23 protein-coding genes are annotated in these 21368 nt (G+C 60.5%); 13 read left to right on the top strand and 10 right to left on the bottom strand.

Annotated elements, in window-relative coordinates; genetic code table 11:
- The 10 genes from VL547_RS01285 to VL547_RS01240 form a co-directional block, all read right to left on the bottom strand.
- Positions 1 to 690 (bottom strand): hypothetical protein (locus VL547_RS01285; protein ID WP_325574332.1); only part of this gene is annotated, 690 nt, incomplete at its 3' end.
- Between the two features lie 42 nt (positions 691 to 732).
- Positions 733 to 1416 carry an SDR family oxidoreductase gene (locus tag VL547_RS01280; RefSeq protein ID WP_325574330.1) on the bottom strand — a complete coding sequence of 228 codons (684 nt, stop codon included), beginning with the start codon at positions 1414 to 1416 and terminating at the stop codon, positions 733 to 735.
- A gap of 60 nt (positions 1417 to 1476) precedes the next feature.
- The gene (locus tag VL547_RS01275) at positions 1477 to 2373 is read right to left on the bottom strand and encodes a helix-turn-helix transcriptional regulator (protein WP_325574328.1); all 897 of its coding nucleotides are present in this window, start codon (positions 2371 to 2373) and stop codon (positions 1477 to 1479) included.
- Entirely contained in the window at positions 2370 to 2672 is a 303-nt protein-coding gene (locus tag VL547_RS01270; RefSeq protein WP_325574326.1) for a metal-sulfur cluster assembly factor, read from the bottom strand. The genes VL547_RS01275 and VL547_RS01270 overlap by 4 nt, the downstream gene beginning before the upstream one ends.
- Positions 2669 to 3097: a SufE family protein gene (locus tag VL547_RS01265; protein ID WP_325574322.1), complete on the bottom strand. Its 429-nt coding sequence runs from the start codon at positions 3095 to 3097 to the stop codon at positions 2669 to 2671. The genes VL547_RS01270 and VL547_RS01265 overlap by 4 nt, the downstream gene beginning before the upstream one ends.
- On the bottom strand, positions 3094 to 4344 hold the full coding sequence (locus tag VL547_RS01260; protein ID WP_325574320.1) for a cysteine desulfurase: 1251 nt from the start codon (positions 4342 to 4344) through the stop codon (positions 3094 to 3096). Before VL547_RS01260 ends, VL547_RS01265 begins: the two co-directional genes overlap by 4 nt.
- Positions 4319 to 5608: a Fe-S cluster assembly protein SufD gene (gene sufD, locus VL547_RS01255; protein WP_325574318.1), complete on the bottom strand. Its 1290-nt coding sequence runs from the start codon at positions 5606 to 5608 to the stop codon at positions 4319 to 4321. Before sufD ends, VL547_RS01260 begins: the two co-directional genes overlap by 26 nt.
- Positions 5605 to 6357 carry a Fe-S cluster assembly ATPase SufC gene (gene sufC, locus VL547_RS01250; RefSeq protein ID WP_325574317.1) on the bottom strand — a complete coding sequence of 251 codons (753 nt, stop codon included), beginning with the start codon at positions 6355 to 6357 and terminating at the stop codon, positions 5605 to 5607. Before sufC ends, sufD begins: the two co-directional genes overlap by 4 nt.
- Before the next feature lie 9 nt (positions 6358 to 6366).
- Positions 6367 to 7815: a Fe-S cluster assembly protein SufB gene (gene sufB / locus VL547_RS01245; RefSeq protein WP_325574315.1), complete on the bottom strand. Its 1449-nt coding sequence runs from the start codon at positions 7813 to 7815 to the stop codon at positions 6367 to 6369.
- Between the two features lie 2 nt (positions 7816 to 7817).
- The gene (locus VL547_RS01240; protein WP_325574313.1) at positions 7818 to 8144 is read right to left on the bottom strand and encodes an iron-sulfur cluster assembly accessory protein; all 327 of its coding nucleotides are present in this window, start codon (positions 8142 to 8144) and stop codon (positions 7818 to 7820) included.
- Between the two features lie 233 nt (positions 8145 to 8377).
- On the opposite strand from VL547_RS01240, the gene VL547_RS01235 reads away from it, so the two are divergent.
- The 13 genes from VL547_RS01235 to VL547_RS01175 all read left to right on the top strand — a co-directional run bounded on the left by VL547_RS01235 (position 8378) and on the right by VL547_RS01175 (position 21368).
- The gene (locus VL547_RS01235; protein ID WP_325574311.1) at positions 8378 to 8767 is read left to right on the top strand and encodes a BlaI/MecI/CopY family transcriptional regulator; all 390 of its coding nucleotides are present in this window, start codon (positions 8378 to 8380) and stop codon (positions 8765 to 8767) included.
- Between the two features lie 2 nt (positions 8768 to 8769).
- A complete protein-coding gene (locus VL547_RS01230) occupies positions 8770 to 10815 on the top strand; it encodes a M56 family metallopeptidase (protein ID WP_325574309.1) in 2046 nt (681 codons plus the stop codon).
- A gap of 117 nt (positions 10816 to 10932) precedes the next feature.
- Positions 10933 to 12801: a M1 family metallopeptidase gene (locus VL547_RS01225; protein ID WP_325574307.1), complete on the top strand. Its 1869-nt coding sequence runs from the start codon at positions 10933 to 10935 to the stop codon at positions 12799 to 12801.
- Positions 12802 to 12819: 18 nt separating this feature from the next.
- Positions 12820 to 14205 (top strand): Xaa-Pro aminopeptidase, encoded by a 1386-nt coding sequence (locus VL547_RS01220; RefSeq protein ID WP_325574305.1) that lies wholly within the window; start codon positions 12820 to 12822, stop codon positions 14203 to 14205.
- A gap of 44 nt (positions 14206 to 14249) precedes the next feature.
- The gene (moaA, locus tag VL547_RS01215; RefSeq protein ID WP_325574303.1) at positions 14250 to 15230 is read left to right on the top strand and encodes a GTP 3',8-cyclase MoaA; all 981 of its coding nucleotides are present in this window, start codon (positions 14250 to 14252) and stop codon (positions 15228 to 15230) included.
- A complete protein-coding gene (gene glp, locus VL547_RS01210) occupies positions 15220 to 16410 on the top strand; it encodes a gephyrin-like molybdotransferase Glp (RefSeq protein WP_325574301.1) in 1191 nt (396 codons plus the stop codon). The genes moaA and glp overlap by 11 nt, the downstream gene beginning before the upstream one ends.
- Positions 16411 to 16419: 9 nt before the next feature.
- Entirely contained in the window at positions 16420 to 16647 is a 228-nt protein-coding gene (locus tag VL547_RS01205) for a MoaD/ThiS family protein (RefSeq protein ID WP_325574299.1), read from the top strand.
- Between the two features lies 1 nt (position 16648).
- Positions 16649 to 17731, top strand: coding sequence for a molybdopterin-synthase adenylyltransferase MoeB (moeB, locus tag VL547_RS01200; RefSeq protein WP_325574296.1), 1083 nt, complete (start codon positions 16649 to 16651; stop codon positions 17729 to 17731).
- Positions 17719 to 18156 carry a molybdenum cofactor biosynthesis protein MoaE gene (locus VL547_RS01195; protein WP_325574294.1) on the top strand — a complete coding sequence of 146 codons (438 nt, stop codon included), beginning with the start codon at positions 17719 to 17721 and terminating at the stop codon, positions 18154 to 18156. The genes moeB and VL547_RS01195 overlap by 13 nt, the downstream gene beginning before the upstream one ends.
- 1 nt (position 18157) lies before the next feature.
- Positions 18158 to 19069, top strand: coding sequence for a bifunctional molybdenum cofactor biosynthesis protein MoaC/MoaB (moaCB, locus tag VL547_RS01190; RefSeq protein WP_325574292.1), 912 nt, complete (start codon positions 18158 to 18160; stop codon positions 19067 to 19069).
- A 13-nt stretch (positions 19070 to 19082) separates the two neighbouring features.
- The gene (locus VL547_RS01185) at positions 19083 to 19964 is read left to right on the top strand and encodes an AraC family transcriptional regulator (RefSeq protein ID WP_325574290.1); all 882 of its coding nucleotides are present in this window, start codon (positions 19083 to 19085) and stop codon (positions 19962 to 19964) included.
- Between the two features lie 123 nt (positions 19965 to 20087).
- Positions 20088 to 20342: a hypothetical protein gene (locus tag VL547_RS01180; protein ID WP_325574288.1), complete on the top strand. Its 255-nt coding sequence runs from the start codon at positions 20088 to 20090 to the stop codon at positions 20340 to 20342.
- Positions 20343 to 20462: 120 nt separating this feature from the next.
- Positions 20463 to 21368, top strand: a complete 906-nt coding sequence (locus tag VL547_RS01175) for a dihydrodipicolinate synthase family protein (RefSeq protein ID WP_325574286.1) — start codon at positions 20463 to 20465, stop codon at positions 21366 to 21368.

The raw sequence follows: 21368 nt of genomic DNA, 5'->3' as shown, positions 1-21368 counted from the left end.
CTCGTCCATGTCCGGGTTGAGGAAGCAGTCGCCGCCGGCGTAAGCCACCGGGTATTTTCCGGCGTACAACAGGATCTGGCGGGGCACGTCGCTGTGCAGGCGGGCGTGCGTCCCCCGGACCGGCTGCGCGCCATTGACATATATGGTGGAGCAATCCGGGCAATCGATGTCGATATCGTAGCGGACTTCATCGTACGTGATTTGCTTCTTTACATCGTAGAGCACGGGGTACCAACAGCTCTGGTAGCCGTCGGCCCGCACGGAATACCCGTTGAAAGCGATATTACCCTTCCAGTCCTGGCGGGATGTTGACGCCGCGGTCGTATCGGCGACCACCGGATACATGCCGCAATACCGGAAACGGATCGATTTGGGCAGGAACTTGCCGGTCCGGCTGGCGGGGAACCAGTAGTCATTGCTTTCATAGGTCCCGGTGGAATCGGCGACCTCCCGCTCGTATCCGAATTTGTACCCGGAGGGGTAGTTCTCGAAATAGCGGATATTCATACCGGAATTGATCCGGATCAGGTAATCCTGGATGCGCGGCACGTTATGCAGGACGAGGTCGCAGTCGACGGTCCCCTGGAGGATCGACAGGTGAACGGTGCCGGTTAACAAGGGGAGGGTATCCTGGGCGCGCGCAGACAAAGCAAAGCTGGCGCCCAGGAGGAGCGCAACGAGTTTTCTCATACCCCCAAAATAAGCAAAATCCCCGATCCATGCGTCGGGGCGTTATCCCAACCCACCATCCACGACGATCGCGCGCCCGGTGACGTATTCCGCGCGGATGAGAAAGGCCACCACTTCGGCCACGTCTTCCGCACGCCCCACGCGCTTCAACGGTATCTGCGCTGCGTACTGCCCGAAAGCCGCTGCGCGCTCCGTGGCGGGTACGAAGTCCCACCAGGGGGTATCGATCACACCGGGGGAGACGGCGTTAACCCGTACCGGCGCCAATTCCCGCGCCCAAATCGGTACCATGAGCTCCAGGGCGCCGTTGACGGCGCCGATGCCGGAGGTCCCAGGCATACGGCCGGTGGCCGAGATGGCGGTCAATACGGTGATGCTGCGGCGGACATAGGGCAGCGCCGCCTGGACCGTATGGAGAGCCGGCCAGTATTTTTCGTTGAATCCTTCCCGCAGGTCCGACAGGTCCAGGGAGGCGAAGGGACCAAGGCCCTTGTGGGACCCCAACGACACGACGAGGTGGTCAAAGGCGCCCCGTGCCGCAAAAAAAGTATCGAGCGCAGCCCGGTCACTGCTGTCGACGACGGCGTGAGGGAAACCGGTGGCGGCCAGTTTGTCCAGGGATCGACCGGTAACAAATACAGAGGCGCCCTCCGACGCCAGCCGTTGCGCCGAGGCAAGCCCGATGCCGGACGAAGCGCCGGCCAGAATGATGGATTGATTTTTCATGATCCAAAGGTCACCCGCGGGGACGCCGGCGGCGTAGGCGGGAACCTGCATCCTATATGCTCAATCCTGCATCCCCCGGAACTCGAGGGGTGTCATCCCGGCCGACTGCCGGAAAAACCGACCAAAGGTGGCGGGCTCGAAACCCAATTCATAGGCTATCTCGGAGACGGACTTCGACGTGTACCGCAGCAAAGACTTGGCCTCAATCAGGAGCATATCGCGGATGAAATCGGAGGGCGTCCGCCCACTCTGTGAACGGACCACGCGGCCGAGGTGGTTGGGGGTTACCGACAGCAGGGAGGCGTAATCCGACACATGGCGCTTGTCCATACAATGCCGCGATACCAACCGGCGGAACCGGGTGACGAGGTCCGTGGACGGGACGGCGGAAAGCCCCTGGCGCTCGTAGCTCCGCCGGGCCTCATGCAATAAAAGATACAGGTGCATCCGGATGGCCCTGACGCGACCGGATGATGAAGAGCGCATTTCGTCGTCGATCCGGAGGATATGCCCGATGATGACGTCCATTTCTTCCTGCGAGGGCTGGAATAGCGGCTGGCCATAAGGATCGAAGAACGGGAACTCTTCAGGCATCCTGAGCGTCGGCACGAACTCGGACAGGAAGTCTTCCGTGAACAGCGCGTAGTAGCCCCAGGCGTCGGCGCTGGCGTTGCTTTTGGAGAATATCTGGTTGGGATAGGTGAAGGAAAGGGTGCGGGGCTGGTGCACATAGTGGTCCAAACCGATCTGCATGTCGAGCGAACCGTTCACCGTGAGGCTGACGCGATAGAAAGCGGACTTGAGCGGGCCCATCGGCGACCGCTTCAAACCCTGGCTGGAGTATAGCTCAAAACCCGGAACGGGCTGCGAGCCATTGGAGCCGAACGGAACGTAATCGCCCTCCTCCCGGTGGACGGGCCGGAAGACGCTCAATTCGTAAGTAGGTATATGGTTCATAAAAAACCGAGCTCCAGCCGGGCTTCTTCGCTCATCATTTCCTTGCTCCAGGGGGGATCGAAGGTCAGGTTCATGTGCACGTCGCCCACGCCTTCGATCGCGCGGATCTTGCTCTCGGCGTCAAACAGGATCTCCGGGGCCGCCGGACAGGCCGGGGCCGTAAGCGTCATGGTGACCTTTACGTTGTTGCCGTCGAGGTCGATGCCGTACACCAGCCCCAGGTCGTATACGTTGACCGGGATTTCCGGGTCGAACACCGTCCGCAATACGTCTTCCACTTGTTCGCGCGTAATACTCATGATGCCTGACTTTTTACCACATATGCAAGCGCATACGCCTTGATCTGCTTCAACATCGCCAGCAACCCGTTTGACCGCGTCTGCGACAAATGGCTGCTCAACCCGATGGCGTCGATAAAATACACTTCGGAAGACACGATTTCCTGCGGCGTGTGGCCCGTCATAATGCGCACCACCATCGACACCAGGCCCTTCGTGATCAGTGCGTCGCTGTCAGCGGTGAACCACAGGCGCCCGTCGCGCAGCCCGGTGTGCAGCCATACCTTGCTCTGGCACCCGCGGATCAGGTTATCATCCGTCTTGAAGGAAGGATCGATCAATGGCAGTTCCTTCCCCAATTGTATGATGTATTCATACTTTTCCATCCAGTCGGGATACAACGAAAACTCCTCGATGATCGCGTCTTGCTCTTCCTTGATGGTCATCCCAATATCCTCCCTGCCTTCTGGAGCGCCGTCACGAGACTATCCACGTCCGAAGGCGTATTGTATATGCTGAATGAAGCCCGCACCGTTCCCGCGATGTCCAGGAAGTCCATGACGGGCTGGCAACAGTGGTGCCCCGTACGGACGGCGATGCCCTGCTTGTCGAGCAGCTCACCTACGTCGAAGGGGTGGTGTTCCGCCAGCAGGAACGATATGACGCCCGAGCGATGCTCGGCCTCACCAATAAAGCGTATACCCGGCACCGTGGACAGCGCGTCCAGGGCATAAGACATCAGCGCCTCTTCGGCCAGCTGGATGCGGTCGATGCCAATACTATCCACATAGTCCAGGGCCGCCTTCAGGCCGATCGCGCCCGACATGTCGGGAGTACCGGCCTCGAACTTGAAGGGCAGGTCGTTATAGGTCGTCTTGCCAAAGGTGACGGTCTTGATCATCTCTCCCCCACCTTCGTGCGGGGGCAGCTTGTTCAACCATTCCTCCTTGCCGTACAGGACGCCTATACCGGTGGGGCCGTATATCTTATGGCTGGAAAAAACGAGGAAGTCGCAGTCCAGGTCCTGGACGTCGACCGGCATGTGCTGCACCGCCTGGGCGGCGTCGATGAGCACCGGGACGCCATACGTATGGGCCGTGCGGATCATATCCCGTATGGGATTCACCGTACCGAGGCTGTTCGAGACATAGGTGAGCGCGAGTATCTTGACGCGGCCACGGATCAGCGTGGCGAAAGCGGCCTGGTCGAGTTCTCCACGCTCGTTCATCGGAATTACCTTCAGCGTAGCCCCGTAATACTCGCACGCCATCTGCCAGGGCACGATGTTGGAGTGGTGCTCCATCGCCGAGATCAGGACCTCGTCGCCGGGCCGCAGGAACGCCCGCCCGAATGTCGAGGAAACCGTATTAATCCCATTGGTCGTCCCCCGGGTAAAGATGATCTCGTAATCGTACCTGGCGTTGATGAACGACGCCACCTTGCGGCGGGCCTCCTCGAACGCGTCGGTGGCGCGCTGGCTCAGGTAGTGCACGCCGCGGTGGACGTTGGCGTTGATGGTCTTGTAGTATTCGTCGAGGGCCTCCAGGACGACGGTCGGCTTTTGCGTCGTGGCCGCGTTGTCCAGGTAAACGAGCGGATGACCCCCATACAAGACTTTTGTCTGCAAAATGGGGAATTCGGCCCGTATGGCCTCTATCGAAAGCGGCTCATATATGTTCAACGTGTGGGACATCTTGTGTATGGATTACCGGTCTCTCCTTCACCAAATATTTCGCCAGGTGCCTCTGCACCGCTTCGGAAGAGACCCTATCCGTGATGTCGGCGCCAAAGGCCTGTACCAATAGTTCCTTTGCTTTTTCTTCTCCTATGCCCCGGGCCCTGAGGTAGAACAGGGATTCGGGGTTGAACTGCCCGATGGTCGAACCATGGCTGCACTTCACGTCGTCGGCGAAGATCTCCAGCTGCGGCTTGGAGTGCACCAGCGACTTGTCGCCCAGCAGGAGGTTGTTGTTCTGCTGGAAGGCGTTCGTCTTCTGGGCGATCTGGCGTACGAAGATCTTCCCGTTGAAGACGGCCTTGGCGTTTCCCTGGAGGACGCCCTTGTACAGCTCGTTGCTCTCGCAATGGGGTTGGCGGTGGTCCACCACCGTATGGTTGTCGACGACCTGGTTGTCGCCGGGCAGGTAAAGACCGTACAAATGGCATTCCGAGCCGGAGCCGTCGAGGACGACGTTCAGCTGGTTGCGCAACAGGTCCGCTTCGGGCAGACAAAGGGTGACGTTGTCGTACCGGCTGTTCCGGGACTGGGTGATCTGCGTATGGCTGACCATGCGCTCTCCGCGCCGGCCGCTCTGGAGCACGTAGTGCGTGAGTTGCGCGCCTTCCTCCAGCGACCCTTCAAGGACCGAATTTACCAGCACCGGCTCGCTACCGGTCGTACAGGCCGAAGATTCCATGAAATGGAGCTCGGCCTGCCGATGGAGTACGACATGATGCCGGGGCATAAAGAAGGCCGGTGCGTCCGCGGAATAGAGGTGGATCACGTGCAACGGCTTGGCCTGGCGACTGGCGGCCCGGACCTCGATGTACAGGCCATCCGTGTGTAACGCGGTATTCAAGTCCGCGAACGGGTAGGTTCCGGCCTCGAGGGTTGGTTCGTCGGAAGACGCCATTGCGCGGACAGTGATGCCGTTTTCCTCGGGCAATTCGCTCAGCGACAGATCGACGCACCCGTTGACGAGGACGACCTGGTAGGCGTCCCAGCCTTCCACGCGACAACGGCAGATACAGTCTTCCAGGGACGCGCGCGAACCGCAGCCCACCGACGTCCGGTAGTCGTCCTTCAGGTAAGGCGCGGGGTTGGTGAACCGCCAGTCTTCGTCCTTGACGGTCGGGAAACCGTGGGCCTTGAAGGCTGCGAAAGCCTTGTCACGCGCCGCGCTTCCCCCCCGGTACTGCCGGATCAACTGTTCGTATAATCCTATCCCTGCACTCATACAACGACCTCCTCCTTCAACCAGTCATAGCCCTTTTCCTCCAGCTCGAGGGCGAGCTCCTTGGTGCCCGAACGGACGATCCGGCCGTCGTAAAGGACGTGCACGAAGTCCGGGACGATATAATCCAGCAGACGCTGATAGTGCGTGATGATCAGAAAGGCGTTGTCGGCCGAGCGCAGCTTGTTGACTCCCGCGCTCACGATCCTCAGGGCGTCGATATCGAGCCCGGAATCGGTTTCGTCGAGGATAGCCAGCTTGGGTTCGAGCATCGCCAGCTGGAAGATTTCGTTGCGCTTCTTTTCTCCCCCGCTGAACCCTTCGTTCAATGAACGGTTCACCAGCTTGGCGTCGAACTCCACGAGCGCCTGGCGCTCCTTGGAAAGCTTCAGGAACTCCCGGGCTTCCAAGGGCGGAAGACCCCGGTAGGCGCGTACCTCAGCCAGCGCGGTCTTCAGGAAGTTGATATTGGAAACGCCGGGTATTTCCACCGGGTATTGAAATGCCAGGAAAACACCCTCGCGGGCGCGGACCTCGGGAGCCATATCGAGCAGGTCTTTCCCGTCGAGGATCACTTCCCCTTCGGTGACGTGATAATTTTCCCGACCCGCCAGTACGGAGGCCAGGGAGCTCTTACCGGAACCGTTAGGTCCCATGATGGCGTGCACTTCCCCGGCTTTTACCTCGAGGTTGATGCCCTTTAAAATCTTCTTCTCTTCTACTTCAGCGTGTAAGTTCTTGATACTAAGCATGACTCTGTTTTAACCCACACTTCCTTCCAGTGTGATCGATAATAATTTCTGCGCTTCGACGGCAAACTCCATCGGGAGCTGGTTGAGTACTTCCTTGGCGTAGCCGTTGATGATCAGGGCTACGGCTTTTTCCGTATCGATACCCCTTTGGTTCAGGTAGAACAGCTGGTCCTCGCCGATCTTGGAGGTGGTGGCCTCGTGCTCCACCATCGCCGACGGGTTCCGGGATTCTATATAAGGAAATGTATGGGCTCCGCAGCGGTCCCCGATCAACAGGGAGTCGCATTGCGTAAAGTTGCGCGCGTTGTCCGCCTTCCCGCCCACCTGGACGAGCCCGCGGTAGCTGTTCTGGCCTTCCCCGGCGGAAATGCCTTTAGAAATGATCCGGCTCTTGGTATTGCGCCCGATGTGGTGCATCTTGGTCCCGGTGTCCGCGATCTGTTTCCCCTTGGTCACCGCCACGGAGTAGAACTCCCCGGTGCTTTGGTCGCCTTGCAGGATGACGCTGGGATACTTCCAGGTGATGGCGCTCCCGGTCTCGACCTGCGTCCAGGATATTTTCGAGCGGGCGCCCTTGCAGATGCCGCGCTTGGTGACGAAGTTATAGATGCCGCCCTTCCCGTCCTTGTCGCCCGGGTACCAGTTCTGGACCGTGGAGTACTTGATCTCCGCCCCTTCGAGCGCAATCAGCTCCACTACCGCAGCGTGTAGCTGGCTGGTGTCGCGACGCGGCGCCGTACAGCCTTCCAGGTAGCTGACATAGCTGCCCTCGTCGGCAATGATCAGGGTACGTTCGAACTGCCCGGTATTTTCGGCGTTGATCCGGAAATAGGTGGACAGCTCCATCGGGCAGCGTACACCCTTGGGGATATACACAAACGACCCGTCGGAGAAAACGCCTCCGTTGAGGGCCGCAAAAACGTTGTCGGAATGGGGTACCACCGTCCCCAGGTATTGTCGTACCAGGTCAGGATGCTCCTGGACGGCCTCGCCCAGGGAACAAAAGACGATACCCAGGTCGGCCAGCTGTTTTTTATAGGTCGTCGCCACGGACACGCTGTCAAAGATGGCGTCCACGGCCACGCCGGCCAGCATTTTCTGCTCGGTCAGCGGTATGCCCAGTTTTTCAAAGGTGGCCAGCAGCTCCGGGTCCACTTCCTCCAGGCTTTGGTACTTGGCCTTTTGACGGGGCGCCGCGTAATAAGAGGCCTCTTGGAAATCGATCTCGGGCAGGGTGAAGTTCTGCCAGGTGGGCATCGGCGACCGGAGGAAGGCGTTGTAGGCTTTGAGCCTCCAGTCCAGCAGCCAGTCAGGCTCGCCCTTCTTGGCCGAAATAAACCGAACGGTTTCCTCACTTAGGCCCAGGGGGGCCACCTCCATATCGATATCCGTGACGAAGCCGAACTCATATTCCCGGTTAGCCAGCTCTTCTAATAATATCTCGTTCTCGTTACTCATGTTTACACCGCAAAACTTTCCCCGCAGCTACACGTGCGCGTAGCATTGGGATTATTGAACACGAACCCCTTCCCGTTCAACCCGCCGGCGTAGTCCAGCTCCGTCCCGTACAGGTAGAGGAGGCTTTTCATATCCACCACCACTTTTACCCCCTTATCCTCGAAGATCTGGTCGCCCTCTTTTTCGACCGTATCAAAGGCCAGCTGGTATTCCAGACCGGAACACCCTCCCCCTTTCACCCCTACCCGGACAAAGGCGTCCGGGCCCTTATGCTCAGCGACCATCAGGTCGTGGATATATTCTTTTGCCGTCGGCGATACCGTAATCATAACCCACTTATTTATCCCGCAAAATTAGGTCATTTAGACCTTATTCCCTTGCGACAGAAGTCTATAAGGACAAATCTATGACAGACGGCGCCCCGGGCGGTGGCTTCGCGGCGCGCACGGCGGCCGGCCGGGCGCGGGATTCGTGGCGCGCATGTCGCCACGCGGGCGGCGTGCGCCGGCGCGATTTTGAAGGTAAAATTTGTTTCGTACGAAAAAAATCCTACCTTGGGGGTATGAAAGAAAAAAACACCCCGGAGCCCACCAAGGCCGAGTTGGAAATCCTTCAGGTCTTGTGGCAGCACGGCCCCTCGACCGTCCGGTTCGTCAACGATACCCTGAACGAGCAAAAACGGACCGTCCAGTATACGTCCACGCTCAAACAGATGCAGATCATGGTGGAAAAAGGGCTGCTGGCGCGGGACGAGAGCAGCATGAAGCACGTCTACCGCCCGATCGAGGAGGAGCAAAAGACCAAGGCCGCCCTGCTGGAGCGTTTTGTCGACTCCATGTATAACGGGTCCGCGTCGAGCCTGCTGATCCAGCTGCTGGGCAACAAAAAAGCCTCCAAACGCGAGATCGACACCATAAAGGAATTTATCAACCGTCTTGACAAAGAAATCTGATCATGAACTTTCCCATACACGCCCTTTGCTGGACCCTCATCCACTCCCTATGGGAGGGCTTGATCGCCGCCGTATTGGCTGGCGCCGTCCTACTTACGACCCGCCGGTCGAGCGCCGCCCTGCGTTACCAGTTGCTTACGCTGATCTTTTTCGGCCTGGTGGCCGCCGTGGGGGTCACCTTCGTATGGCTGTTGCCACATGAGTCGACCGAGGTCGCAACGGCCGGTCGCAACGTAGTGCTGCACTTCGGAGGCGCTACCCCTGTGCAGCACGCCGCCGTCGCTGTCCCTGCGCCACTGTGGCAAAGGGTATCGGGATTCTTTGACCGGCACGCGACGGCGATCGTTTGGATATGGCTGCTGGTCCTGGCCGCCAAACTTACCCAAACGGGTTTGTCGCTCGCCCACGTACGCCGGTTGAAACGCCGCCGCGTACACGCGGCGGGTGCGGAATGGTCGGAACGGGTGCGCGCGCTCGGTTCGTCGCTCGGTTTACGCCGGACGATCACCCTCCTGGAATCCGGTCTGATCCGCGTTCCGATGGTCATCGGCTACCTGAAGCCCGTGATCCTGGTACCCGTGGGCATCCTGGCGCAGCTGCCCCAGGACCAGCTGGAGGCGGTGCTCCTCCACGAGCTGGCGCATATCCGCCGCCGCGACTACATGGTGAACCTGATCCAGGGGATCGTGGAGGCCGCGCTTTTCTTCAATCCCGCGGTGTGGTGGATATCTTCGCTGATCCGGGAAGAACGGGAGAACTGCTGTGACGACATCGCCATCCGCGCCACCGCCAGCAAGGCGCAGCTGATCCATGCCCTGGTCGCCTTCCAGGAGTACAGCCTCGCGGCCCCGGCCTTTGCCGTCGCCTTCCCCGGCCGCCGCAACCCGCTCCTGGACCGCGTCAAACGCATTGTTTACAATCGCAATAAAACGTTAAATGCCATGGAAAAACTTTTTTTGACGGGCTGCCTCGTCGTCGCGACCTGCCTTACCCTCGCGTTCACGCCCTTCGGCCAGCGCCACCTGCTTACCAGGGACACCATCCCCCCCGCGCCGCCGGTCGCGCCCGTCCCACCGGTTGCGGTAGCTACAACGCCCGCCCCGCCCGCTGCCCTGCCGGGCGCTCCTGCCGGCGCGGCCGCGGCCATAGCGCCGCCGACACCTCCCGCGGCCGGGGCGCCGACCGTGGATGCGCCCGCGATCCCCGCAATGGCGCCGGCGCTCACGGCCACCACGCCCGTCTCTCCCATCGCGCCTGCCACGGCGCCGGCGCCCCCCGTGCCCCCAATTCCGGACACGAGCACGATCCCTGACAACGAGTTCGAACACGGAACCTTCAGGGGCACGCTGGACATGCAAAATCACAAAATCACCTATGCCCGCGGTATCTGGAGAAGCGAAAACGGCAATACCGTCCGTTACTACCTCGACAACAAAAAGGTTGTCCAGGAGAATGGCGTCACCACCGCCTATTACGTCGAGGGCCGGTCCGAGGATATCTCCAGCCATGCCGGCGAGATTGACGACGTCATCTCGACCCTGAAGGCCTCCGAGAAAAAGAGCTCCACGGTCACCCTCGACAGCTCACCCGGCGCGTCCTATACGGAGAGTGGGAGTCAGGTCAGCGGCTCCGGGTACACCATGAGCAGCGGTGGTAGCGGTAGCAGCAGTGTTAGCGGGTCGGGGACCGTAGGCAGCGGTAGCTTTGACATCCATACCGGCAAAAACGGCAGCGCCACCGTAGGCCCGGAACGCGTCACGGTCAACGGCAGCAACACATCGGCGACGCTCCTTCACTATACCGGCAAGACCGACGACGCCAACAGCCCCATACTCGAGGATATCTTTAGCCAGAAGCTGGCGGACAATCCCGACAACGTCTCTTTCGCCCTTGACGCCCATCATATGACGATCAACGGCAAACGGCAGCCGAACGAGGTCTTCCAGGCGTTCAAGGCAAAATACATCCACCACAACGGGGACGGCTACACGTATAAACGTGAGAACGGCGACACGTCCAGTATCGTGAGCCAGCGCTCGTCCAACTAGCGGCCCGCGGGGTGGCGCGGCGCCCGCAGAGGTGGCGTGGCGCCCGCAGGGGTGGCGCGGCGCAAAAAGGGTCGAACGGTAAACGGCAAAATGCCAAAGGCGGTAAATTGCCACCCTATGTACCGTTCGATCCTTTGCCTTGTCCTTGCGGCCGTTACGTTGCAAGCTGGCGCGCAAACCTTGTACGTCCCCCGGGACATCAAACCAGCCTATAAAAAAGGCACCCGCTCCCCCGACGGACGACCCGGTCCCCACTACTGGCAGAACACCGGCAAATACGACATCACCGTCACCGCCATGCCCCCCGGCAGGACGGTGCGCGGCAGCGAAGACATCGCCTATACCAACAACAGCCCGGACACCCTCAAGTCCCTGGTGATCCGCCTGGTGCTCAATGTCCATAAACCGGGGGCGGCCCGGTATGGCGACGCGGGGAAGGATTACCTGACCGACGGCGTCCACATCGATAAATATGCCGAGAACGGCGAGGCCCGCACCTGGAAGGAACCCGATGGACACGCCACGTGGGCGGCGATGCCCCTGGCGACGCCGTTGCTCCCGCACGCCACCGTCAGGCTGTCGATCGACTGGCACTACGAAATCTCCCTGGAAAGCGGCCGCGAAGGCATGCTCGATTCGACCACCTACTACTTGGCCTACTTCTATCCGCGGGTATCGGTGTACGACGACTACAATGGATGGGACCGCCTGAGCTTCACCGACGGTCAGGAATTCTACAATGACTTCAACGACTATACCCTGCACGTCAGGACACCCGCGAACTATGTCGTCTGGGCGACCGGGACGTTGCAGAACCCGGGCGAGGTCCTTCAACCCGCCATCGCCCAAAGGCTCCAGCAATCCATGACGTCGGACCAGGTCAGCCACATCGCCACGCTCGACGACATGCAGGGCAACCGGGTCACCGCGCAGGCGGCGCAGAATACCTGGACGTGGACCGCGGATCATATTACCGATATGACCGTTTGCCTGAGCAACCACTATGTCTGGGATGGCACCTCGGTCGTGGTGGACGACAAAACCGGCCGCCGCGTAAGCGTCCAGTCGGCCTTTAACGACAAGGCTGAAGACTTTCACCACGCCGCCGAGATCGGCAGCCATGCCATCGGCTGGCTGTCGCACAACTGGCCGGGAGTCCCCTACCCCTTCCCGAAAATGACGCTGGTACAGGGTTTTGCGGACATGGAATACCCGATGATGATCAACGACAACACCGAGGAAGACGTGAATTTCGCCCGCCTGGTCGCGGACCACGAGATTGCGCATACCTATTTCCCGTTCTACATGGGCATCAACGAAAGCCGCTATGCTTACATGGACGAAGGCTGGGCCACCACCTTCGAGCTCCTGATCGGGCGGACCGAAGTGGGCGATGAAAAAGCGGAGAACTTCTACAAGGCCTTCCGCGTCCGCGGCTGGATCAACGACCCGTCTTCCAACGAGGACCTGCCCGTCATCACGCCCTCCAACAACCTGAATGGCGTGGCCTATGGCAACAACTCCTATGGGAAGCCGTCCCTGGGCTACCTGGCCGTCAAGGACATGCTGGGCGACGACGTGTTCAAAAAATGTCTCCATACATATATGGACCGCTGGCATGGCAAACATCCCATTCCCTGGGACTTCTTTTATTCGTTCAACGACGCCTCCGGTCAGAACCTGAACTGGTTTTGGAGCAACTGGTATTTTTCCAACGGGTACATCGACTACGCGCTCCGCGACGTGAAGGACGGTACCGTAACCGTTGAAAACGTCGGCGGCTTCGACGCCCCCTTCGACGTGATCGTGCGCTACGCTGACGGGACCACCACGACCGAGCACGAGAAGTCGTCCATATGGCAGAACGGCGACAGGACACTGCAGCTCAAAGTGCCGATGAAACCGCACGTGGCGTCGGTGACGCTGGACGGCGGCATCTGGATGGACGCCACGCCCGCGGACAATACCTGGAAGGCTGTACCTTAGACCCAAAATCCCCCCGTTATGTTCCAGCCGTCTACCTATACCGAAAGAAGACACCGACTCCGCACCCTCGTGGGCAAAGGCCTCATCCTCCTGCCGGGGAACGTCGATAGCAGCATGGGCTACAAAGCCAACGTCTACCCCTTCCGCCAGGACAGCTCGTTCCTGTACTTCTTTGGGTTGGACCGGCCCGGGCTGGTGGGCATCCTGGATATAGACAAGGAGCAGGAGACCCTCTTCGGGGACGACATCGACATCGAGGACCTGGTCTGGACGGGGCCCGTGGAGGCCTTGTCGAGCCAGGCGGAGCGGGTAGGGATACGCCGCGTCCGGCCGCTGAAGGAGCTGCGCGCCGTGCTGGACAAGGCGCGCGCGGAAAACCAACCCATCCACTACCTGCCGCCCTACCGGCCGGAACACAGCCTGCAGCTGCACACCTGGCTCGACATACCGCTGGAGACGGTGGAGGCTACGGCCTCCCTGCCGCTGATCCGCGCCATCGTGGCGCTCCGGTCGGTCAAAAGCCCGGAAGAGGTACTCGAGATAGAAAAGGGCGTCAACACCACCAACGCCATGCAGCTGGCCGCCATCCAGCACGCCCGCGAGGGCATGACGGAAGCGCGGCTGGCCGGTCTCCTACAGGGTATCGCGATCGGCGACGGGGGCAACCTGGCCTTTCCGACGATCCTTACGGTCAACGGCCAGATCCTGCACAACCACTATGGTCCGCACCTGCTCGAAAAGGGCAAGATGGTGCTCTGCGACTGCGGGGCGGAAACCGCGCTCCATTACGGGGGCGACCTGACGCGCACCTTCCCCGTGGACAAACAATTCACATCGCTCCAACGCGAGGTATACCAGATCGTCCTCGATGCGCACCAGGCCGCCGTGGCCGCGCTCCGTCCGGGAATTCCATACCGCGACGTATACTACCTGGCCTGCGGCATATTGGTCAGGGGGCTGCAACAACTGGGCCTGATGCAGGGCGACGTACAGGAAGCCGTGGCGGAAGGCGCGCACGCGTTGTTCTTCCAATGCGGGCTGGGGCATATGCTCGGGCTCGACACCCACGACATGGAAAACCTCGGCGAAGCCTATGTCGGCTATACCGACGTCCTGACAAAAAGCACCCAGTTCGGGATCAAATACCTCCGGCTGGGCAAACCCTTGGAAGAGGGTTACGTCCTCACGGTCGAACCCGGTCTGTACTTCATACCGGAACTGATCGACGCCTGGGCCGCGGAGAAGAAGCTGTCGCAGTTCATCCGCTACGACAAGCTGGAGGCATTCCGGCACTTCGGCGGGATCCGCATCGAGGAGGACTTCCTGATCACCGCCACCGGCGGGAGGCTGCTCGGCGATCCGTTGCCCAAGACGATCGCGGAGATCGAGGCGCTCCGGGGATAAGCGGCGGCGCCGCGGACGGACGGAGAAGTCGTACCTTTGGCCCGATGTTGACCGACTCTTTTGGACGCGCACACGACTATCTGAGGATCTCGCTGACGGATAACTGCAACCTCCGTTGCTTTTACTGTATGCCCGAAGAAGAGTACGCCTTTACCCCACCCTCCCGGCTGATGCAACCCGATGAAATCTTCGGGCTGGCGAAGCTGTTCACCGACATGGGCGTGCGGAAGATCCGGCTTACCGGCGGCGAGCCGCTGGTCCGCAAGGACGCCGGCGAGATCATACGGTCGCTCGCCACGTTGCCCGTCAAGCTCACGATGACCACCAACGGCACGCGGCTCCACCACTTCATCGACCTCCTGGAGGACGCGGGCGTACGGAACCTGAACATCAGCCTGGACACCCTTCGTCCCGAGCGTTTTCACCTGATTACCCGTCGGGATCAATTCAAACAGGTCATGGACAACATCGCGCAGCTGCTGACGCGGAACATCACGGTGAAGGTCAACGCCGTCATCATGCGCGGCCTCAACGACGCCGAGGTCGTCGATTTCGTCGCCTGGACGAGGGAAAGCCCCGTCCATGTCCGCTTTATCGAGTTCATGCCGTTCGAGGGGAACCACTGGACGAGCAACCAGGTCGTGCCCTGGTCGGAAATGCTCGACGCCATCGGCGCGCACTATCCCTATGAACGGACCGGTGACGATCCAAACGATACCGCCCGGCACTACCGGGCCTCCGGACACGCGGGCACCTTTGCCTTTATCTCCACGATGAGCGCTCCCTTCTGCACTACCTGCAACCGGCTCCGGCTGACGGCCGACGGGAAGATGAAGAACTGTCTTTTTTCCGGGGAAGAGACCGACCTGTTGACCGCGTGGCGGAATGGCCTTGACGTCCGGCCGCTGATCGAGGCGTCGGTCCGCGCCAAGGCGGAGCGCCTGGGCGGGCAAATGCCGGTTTCCTACCAGCAGTTGGAAGCGGAAACCATCCATAACCGAAGCATGATCACCATTGGCGGCTAAATCACTCATATCCGTTGACGAGGCGCTGGCGCTCATCCGCGATCTCGTGACGCCCCTTTCGCCCGTGTGGCAGGCGCCGGCGGTCGGGCGCGTACTCGCCGACGACGTGTATGCGCCCATCGACCTGCCCGGCTGGCCGCAGGCGTCGATGGATGGGTACGCCTTTGCGTGGGAAAGCCACGCGGTCAGCGGCCCTGACGTTGCGAGGCGCCCGCTGCGCATCATCGGCGAGGTACCCGCTGGCGCGGCTCCGGACTTTACCCTGGGGCCCGGCGAAGCCGCCCGGATTTTTACCGGCGCCATGATGCCCTCGGGCGCGGACACCCTTGTGATCCAGGAAAGGGTAACGGTCATGGGTAACCGCCTGACCATCGAAGACGCCGCCCTGCAACCGGGCGCGAACGTCCGGCCGGCCGGTTCGGAGATCCCCCGGGGAGCCCTGGCGTTGCCAAGGGGCCATGTCCTCAACCCCGCATCCATCGGCTTCCTTGCCAGCCTCGGCCTTGAAAAGGCGATGATCCATCCCGCCCCCAGGGTGGGCCTCATTACCACCGGCAACGAGCTGACGCCTCCGGGCGAGCCGCTACAACCCGGACGGGTTTACGAATCCAACTCCTTTGCCCTCAAAGCCGCCCTGGAACAAACCGGCACGCCGCTGACCGTCCACCGATTGGCGCCCGACGAGCCCGCAGCCCTGGAAGCCATCATCCGACAGGCCCTCGGGGCGACAGACGTGCTGCTGCTCACCGGCGGCGTCAGCGTCGGCGACTATGACTTCGTCGCCCGGGCGCTGGACGCCTGCAAGGTGCAATCTATTTTTCATGGCGTCCGTCAGCGGCCGGGGAAGCCGTTTTATTTCGGGGTATGGGAAAAGATGCCGGTATTTGGGTTGCCAGGGAACCCGTCGAGCGTGCTCACGTGTTTCTATGTGTATGTCCTGGAGGCGCTGGGGAAGGGGCTGCGGACGGAGCGGTTGGCGCTCGCGAAGCCTTATCGGAAGGCGGGGGGGCTCACGCACTTCCTGAAAGGCGCCGCCGAAGGCGGCGCCGTAGAACCCCTGGGCGCTCAGGAATCCTACCGAATGAGCACGTATGCCCGGGCCAACTGCCTGATCCGTCTCCCGGAGGAAGGGAGCGACTTCGCCGAAGGGACATTGGTGGATGTGTACCCGTTACCGTAACTTTGGGGTATGACAGTATTAACCTTCGGCCGGATCGTCGACATATGCGGCGCGGGCGTCCTGGACGTGGCGCCCCAACCCGACACCGATTCCCTGGAAGCGCACCTGCACGGTCGCTACCCGGAGCTGAAAGGCCTGACCTATGTGCTCGCCGTGGACCAGAAAACCATCACCGGGAACACCCCCCTTCACCCCTCATCCGTGGTGGCCGTACTGCCGCCCTTTTCCGGAGGCTGATATGAATGCCCGCTACCAACGACAGCTGTTGTTGCCCGGCTGGGGCCCCGATACCCAGCGGCGACTGTCACAGGCGGCCGTCCTCGTCATCGGGGCCGGAGGGTTGGGCTGTCCCGCCCTCCAGTATCTTACTGCCGCGGGCATCGGCCACATTGGCCTGGTCGACGACGACCGCGTCTCGGTCACCGACCTGCACCGCCAGATTCTGTATACCGACGCCGACCTGGGCGTCCTCAAAACCGAGGCCGCCGCGGCGGCCCTGTCGCGGCTGAACCCGGAGGTCCAGGTACGTACCTATCCCTTCCGGCTCACGAAGGAGCGGGCGTTGGAGGTCATCGGCGGATACGACGTCGTGCTCGATGCATCGGATAATTTTGCCACCCGGTACCTGGTCGGGGATGCTTGCGCGCTTTTGCAGAAGCCGCTGGTCTACGGGAGCGTTATGCGCTATGAAGGGCAGGTTTCCGTTTTTCATAAAAAAAACCAACCCGGCGGGGCTCATTCGTTTGGCTATCGCGACCTCTTCCCGACGCCACCGGCCCCGGGTGAAGTCCCGTCCTGCGACGAAGGCGGCGTCCTCGGCGTGGTCGCCGGCATCATCGGCAACCTGCAGGCGCTGGAAGCGATCAAGCTCCTCACCGGCCTGGGCGAACCGCTGATCGGGCGACTATTGACCTACGATGCGCTGGGGCAGCGTTTCTACGAGGTCGCCCTGACGCCCCGGGATGTAAATGGGCCCCGGAACGTACACGGACCACAGACGGCGGGGGAATTCGCGGCGTGGCCCTATCCCGATGACGAGTGCCGGTACGCCACCGTCGACAACGCGACCTTCAATGCCCTCCGCGCCCGGGAAAACGTGCTGGTCCTGGACGTACGCGAGCCCGGCGAGCTCCCCATGGCACCGTTCCCGCACGAGCGATGGCCGCTGAGCCGGCTGAGGCAGTCGCCCGATGTGTATCAGGACCGGACCATTGTCGTATTTTGCCAGTCGGGCATCCGGAGCCGGGAAGCCGCCGCGCTGCTGGCCGGGCGCAACATCGTCTTTCAACTAAAAAATGGCATGGCAGGATGGACAAGATAAAAAACATCTTCACCCAGGGACCGATCTCCCCCGCCTTTATAGCGGACAGCATCGCCAGGCACGCCAGCAAAACCGGGATCGGCGCCCACAGCATTTTCCTGGGCCAGGTCCGTGCCGACATACAGGGCGGGCAACGGGTCGCGGGGATCGAGTATACCGCTTACGAGCCCATGGCGCTGGAACGGATGCACGAGATCCGGGAGGATATCTTTACCCGGTACGACCTCACCTGTATGCACGTCCACCACAGCCTTGGGTTGGTAAAAACCGGGGAGGTGTCTCTGTTCGTCTTTACCTCCGCCCCCCACCGCCGGGCGGCCATCGACGCCTGTAACGAAGTGGTGGAATCGATAAAGGCCAGCCTGCCTGTCTGGGGCAAAGAGATATTCGACAACCAGGATACGCGCTGGAAAGAAAACCGATGACATGAACGACATCACCCAAAAAGTAAGCACCCTCCGTAAGGCCGTGGCCATAGCTACGCTCTCCGTTTCCAGTCCCGACACCATCGCCGCCGTGGAACATGGGCGCGTCCCCAAGGGCGACGTGTTCGAGTTCTCCCGCGCCGCGGGTCTGCTGGCCATCAAACGGACCAGCGACGTCATCCCCGACTGTCATCCCCTCCCTATTGAATACGCGTCCATCACGCACGCCATACAAGGGTTGGACATCCTGGTCACCGTGGAGGTGCATACCGTCTACCGGACGGGGGTGGAGGTCGAGGCCATGCACGGGGCGGCCATCACCGCCCTGACGATGTACGACATGCTCAAGCCGCTCGACAAGGGCATCCGTGTATCTGACATCCGTCTCGACGCCAAGAAGGGCGGGAAGTCCGATTTTGCCGACCGTCCTGGTGACCTCCGCACGGCGGTCATCGTTTGCTCGGACAGCGTCGCCCAGGGCAAAAAAACGGACAGCGCGGGCAAGGCCGTGATCAAGACCCTTCAGGCGCAGGGACTGTCCGTCGCGCACTACGCCATCATCCCCGACGAGCTGGAAGGCATCCGCGTCAAGACGCGGGCGCTCGCGGCCGACGGATACGACCTCGTCCTTTTTACCGGGGGAACCGGTCTTTCCCCCAGGGACGTCACCCCGGAAGCCATCGCCCCGTTGTTGGACCGTCCGATCCCGGGGATCATGGAGGCTGCCCGCGCCTATGGCCAGGAACGGACGCCCTACGCCATGCTGTCCCGCGGGGTTTCGGGCTTTATCGGGAAAACGCTGGTCCTCACCCTACCCGGCTCGACCCGGGGCGCAGAGGAGACCATGCACGCCCTTTTCCCCCACATCTTGCATATTTTCGCCGTCGCAGGCGGAAGTAGACACGAAATGTGATAATTTTGGTTAAATGAAGGTTGTCCAGTTTACGATCCCCGTTGCCGGCGAATATTCCGTGATCGTCCAGGAAGACGTACAGCACTGGTTTTACGAGCATCTTCACCGGCATCCCGAGACCCAGATCACCTGGATCATAAAAGGTGAAGGAACGCTGATCGCGGGCAACTATATGCAGCGGTTCAAACCCGGCGACATCTACGTCCTCGGCGCCAACCAGCCCCATGTTTTCAAAAGCGACCCCAGCTACTTCGACAAGCGCAAAAAAAAGGACGTCCATTCCATATCCATTTTTTTCAACCCCAAGGGGTTTTTCAAATCCATCCTGGAGCTGCCCGAGATGAAAACCGTCGCCAAGTTCGTAGACTCGACCAATTACGGCATCCAGGCCCACTACCTCCACCAGGACATCCTCAGCGAGGCCATCCAGGACGTCAAGACCAAGACCGGGGCCGGACGGCTTTCGGCCTTTATCGACATGCTCCAGTTCATGGCCGGTCTCAAAAAGTGGAAAACCCTCTCCACCGAAATCACCGAGCACGCCATCTCCGATACCGAGGGGCTCCGGATGAACGACATCTATCAGTATACGATGTCCAACTATACCGAAAACATCACCCTCAAAAGGATCTCCGACGTCGCCCACCTCACCCCCCAGGCCTTTTGCCGCTACTTCAAAAAACACACCCTCAAGACCTACGTCAACTTCCTGAACGAGGTCCGGGTCAGCGAGGCTTGTAAAAAACTCATGGCCCGCGACTACGAAAGCGTCTCCGCCGTCGCCTACCAAACCGGCTTTAGCAATGCCGTCACCTTCAACCGGGTTTTCAAAAAGGTCACCGGCAAGTCCCCCCGCCAGTACGGTAAGGAATACGCCCAAAACGTAGAGTACTAGTAATCAAGCGATTATTCTTTTGGGCTTTAAATTTTTAAAAAATTTCTATGCCCGGATGGGTTAATACGTTTCGGTAATTGTTTTATTTATATTTTTAACTAGTATTATCCAAAAACAGTTATCATGAAGAAACCGAGTTATTATTCAATCGTCAAGACCGCCATCGAAGAAGACAGCCTTCCGTCCATCCGCAGCATCCAGGACATCATCCCCATCACCGTGCTGACGCAGGACATGCGGATCAATTACAACACCCTGTCCAAACGGTTACTGGACCCCGCCCAATTTACAATGGAGGACATCAACCGGCTGTCGCGGCTGATCGGCGTGGATTCCACGATGTTGTTCAGGAAGATCGAGAGGGAAGTGCGGCGATGAGCGCGAGAGGAGCGAACGCAAGTCGCGACGCTCAGGCGACAAAATCGGTAAAGAAATGACCAATCAGGGGGTGTATCCAAAGCCAGTCGTAGCCTACCTTCGCACAAATTCGACAAGGCAATGGCTATTGTACATTGGACCGGAGTATACCCCGCGTTGCTGACACCTTTTACGGAAAATGATCAGCTGGACATCCCTCTTTTTTTGAAGAACCTCGAGGCGCAAGTGGAGGCGGGAGTGGACGGGATCATCCTGGGGGGCTCACTGGGCGAAGCCAGCAGCCTGGCAAACGAGGAAAAAGCGGAGCTCCTGCGGCATGCGCGTGAATTCCTGCACGGACGCATTCCCATCGTCGTCAATATCGCGGAGCAAACCACCAGGGCCGCCGTCCGGTTGGCGCAGGAGGCGGCCGACGGTGGGGCGGATGGGCTGATGCTCCTGCCCCCCATGCGTTACAAGTCGGATGACCGTGAGACCCTGGAGTACTTCAAGGCGGTGGCGACGGCCACGGCCCTGCCGGTCATGATCTACAACAACCCGGTCGACTATAAGATCATGGTGACCCTGGACATGTTCGAGACGCTGAGCGCCCTCCCCACGATCCAGGCGGTGAAGGAATCGACCCGGGACGTGTCCAACGTAACCCGGATGATCAACCGTTTTGGGGACCGTTTCAAGGTCCTCTGCGGCGTCGACACGCTGGCGTTGGAGAGCCTCTGCCTGGGCGCCGACGGATGGGTAGCGGGTCTGGTGGACGCGTTCCCCCGCGAAACCGTAGCGATCTATCGCCTGGTGAAGGCCGGGCGGGTAGCCGAGGCAGTGTCGATTTACCGCTGGTTCCTACCCGTGCTCGAGCTTGACATCCATCCCAAGCTGGTGCAATACATCAAGCTGGCCGCGTCGCGGACGGGTCTCGGTTCGGAGGTCGTCCGACCCCCCCGGCTCGTACCCGATGGCGCTGAAAAACAACAAATATTGGCTATCATTGACCAGGCGCTGGCGACCCGGCCGGTGCTGCCGGAATAG

Origin of the sequence: Dinghuibacter sp., assembly GCF_035492835.1 — a bacterium.
Lineage (GTDB): Bacteria > Bacteroidota > Bacteroidia > Chitinophagales > Chitinophagaceae > Dinghuibacter.
Note: the sequence above shows the minus strand (reverse complement) of the source record. Positions and strands in the feature narration are given on the sequence as shown.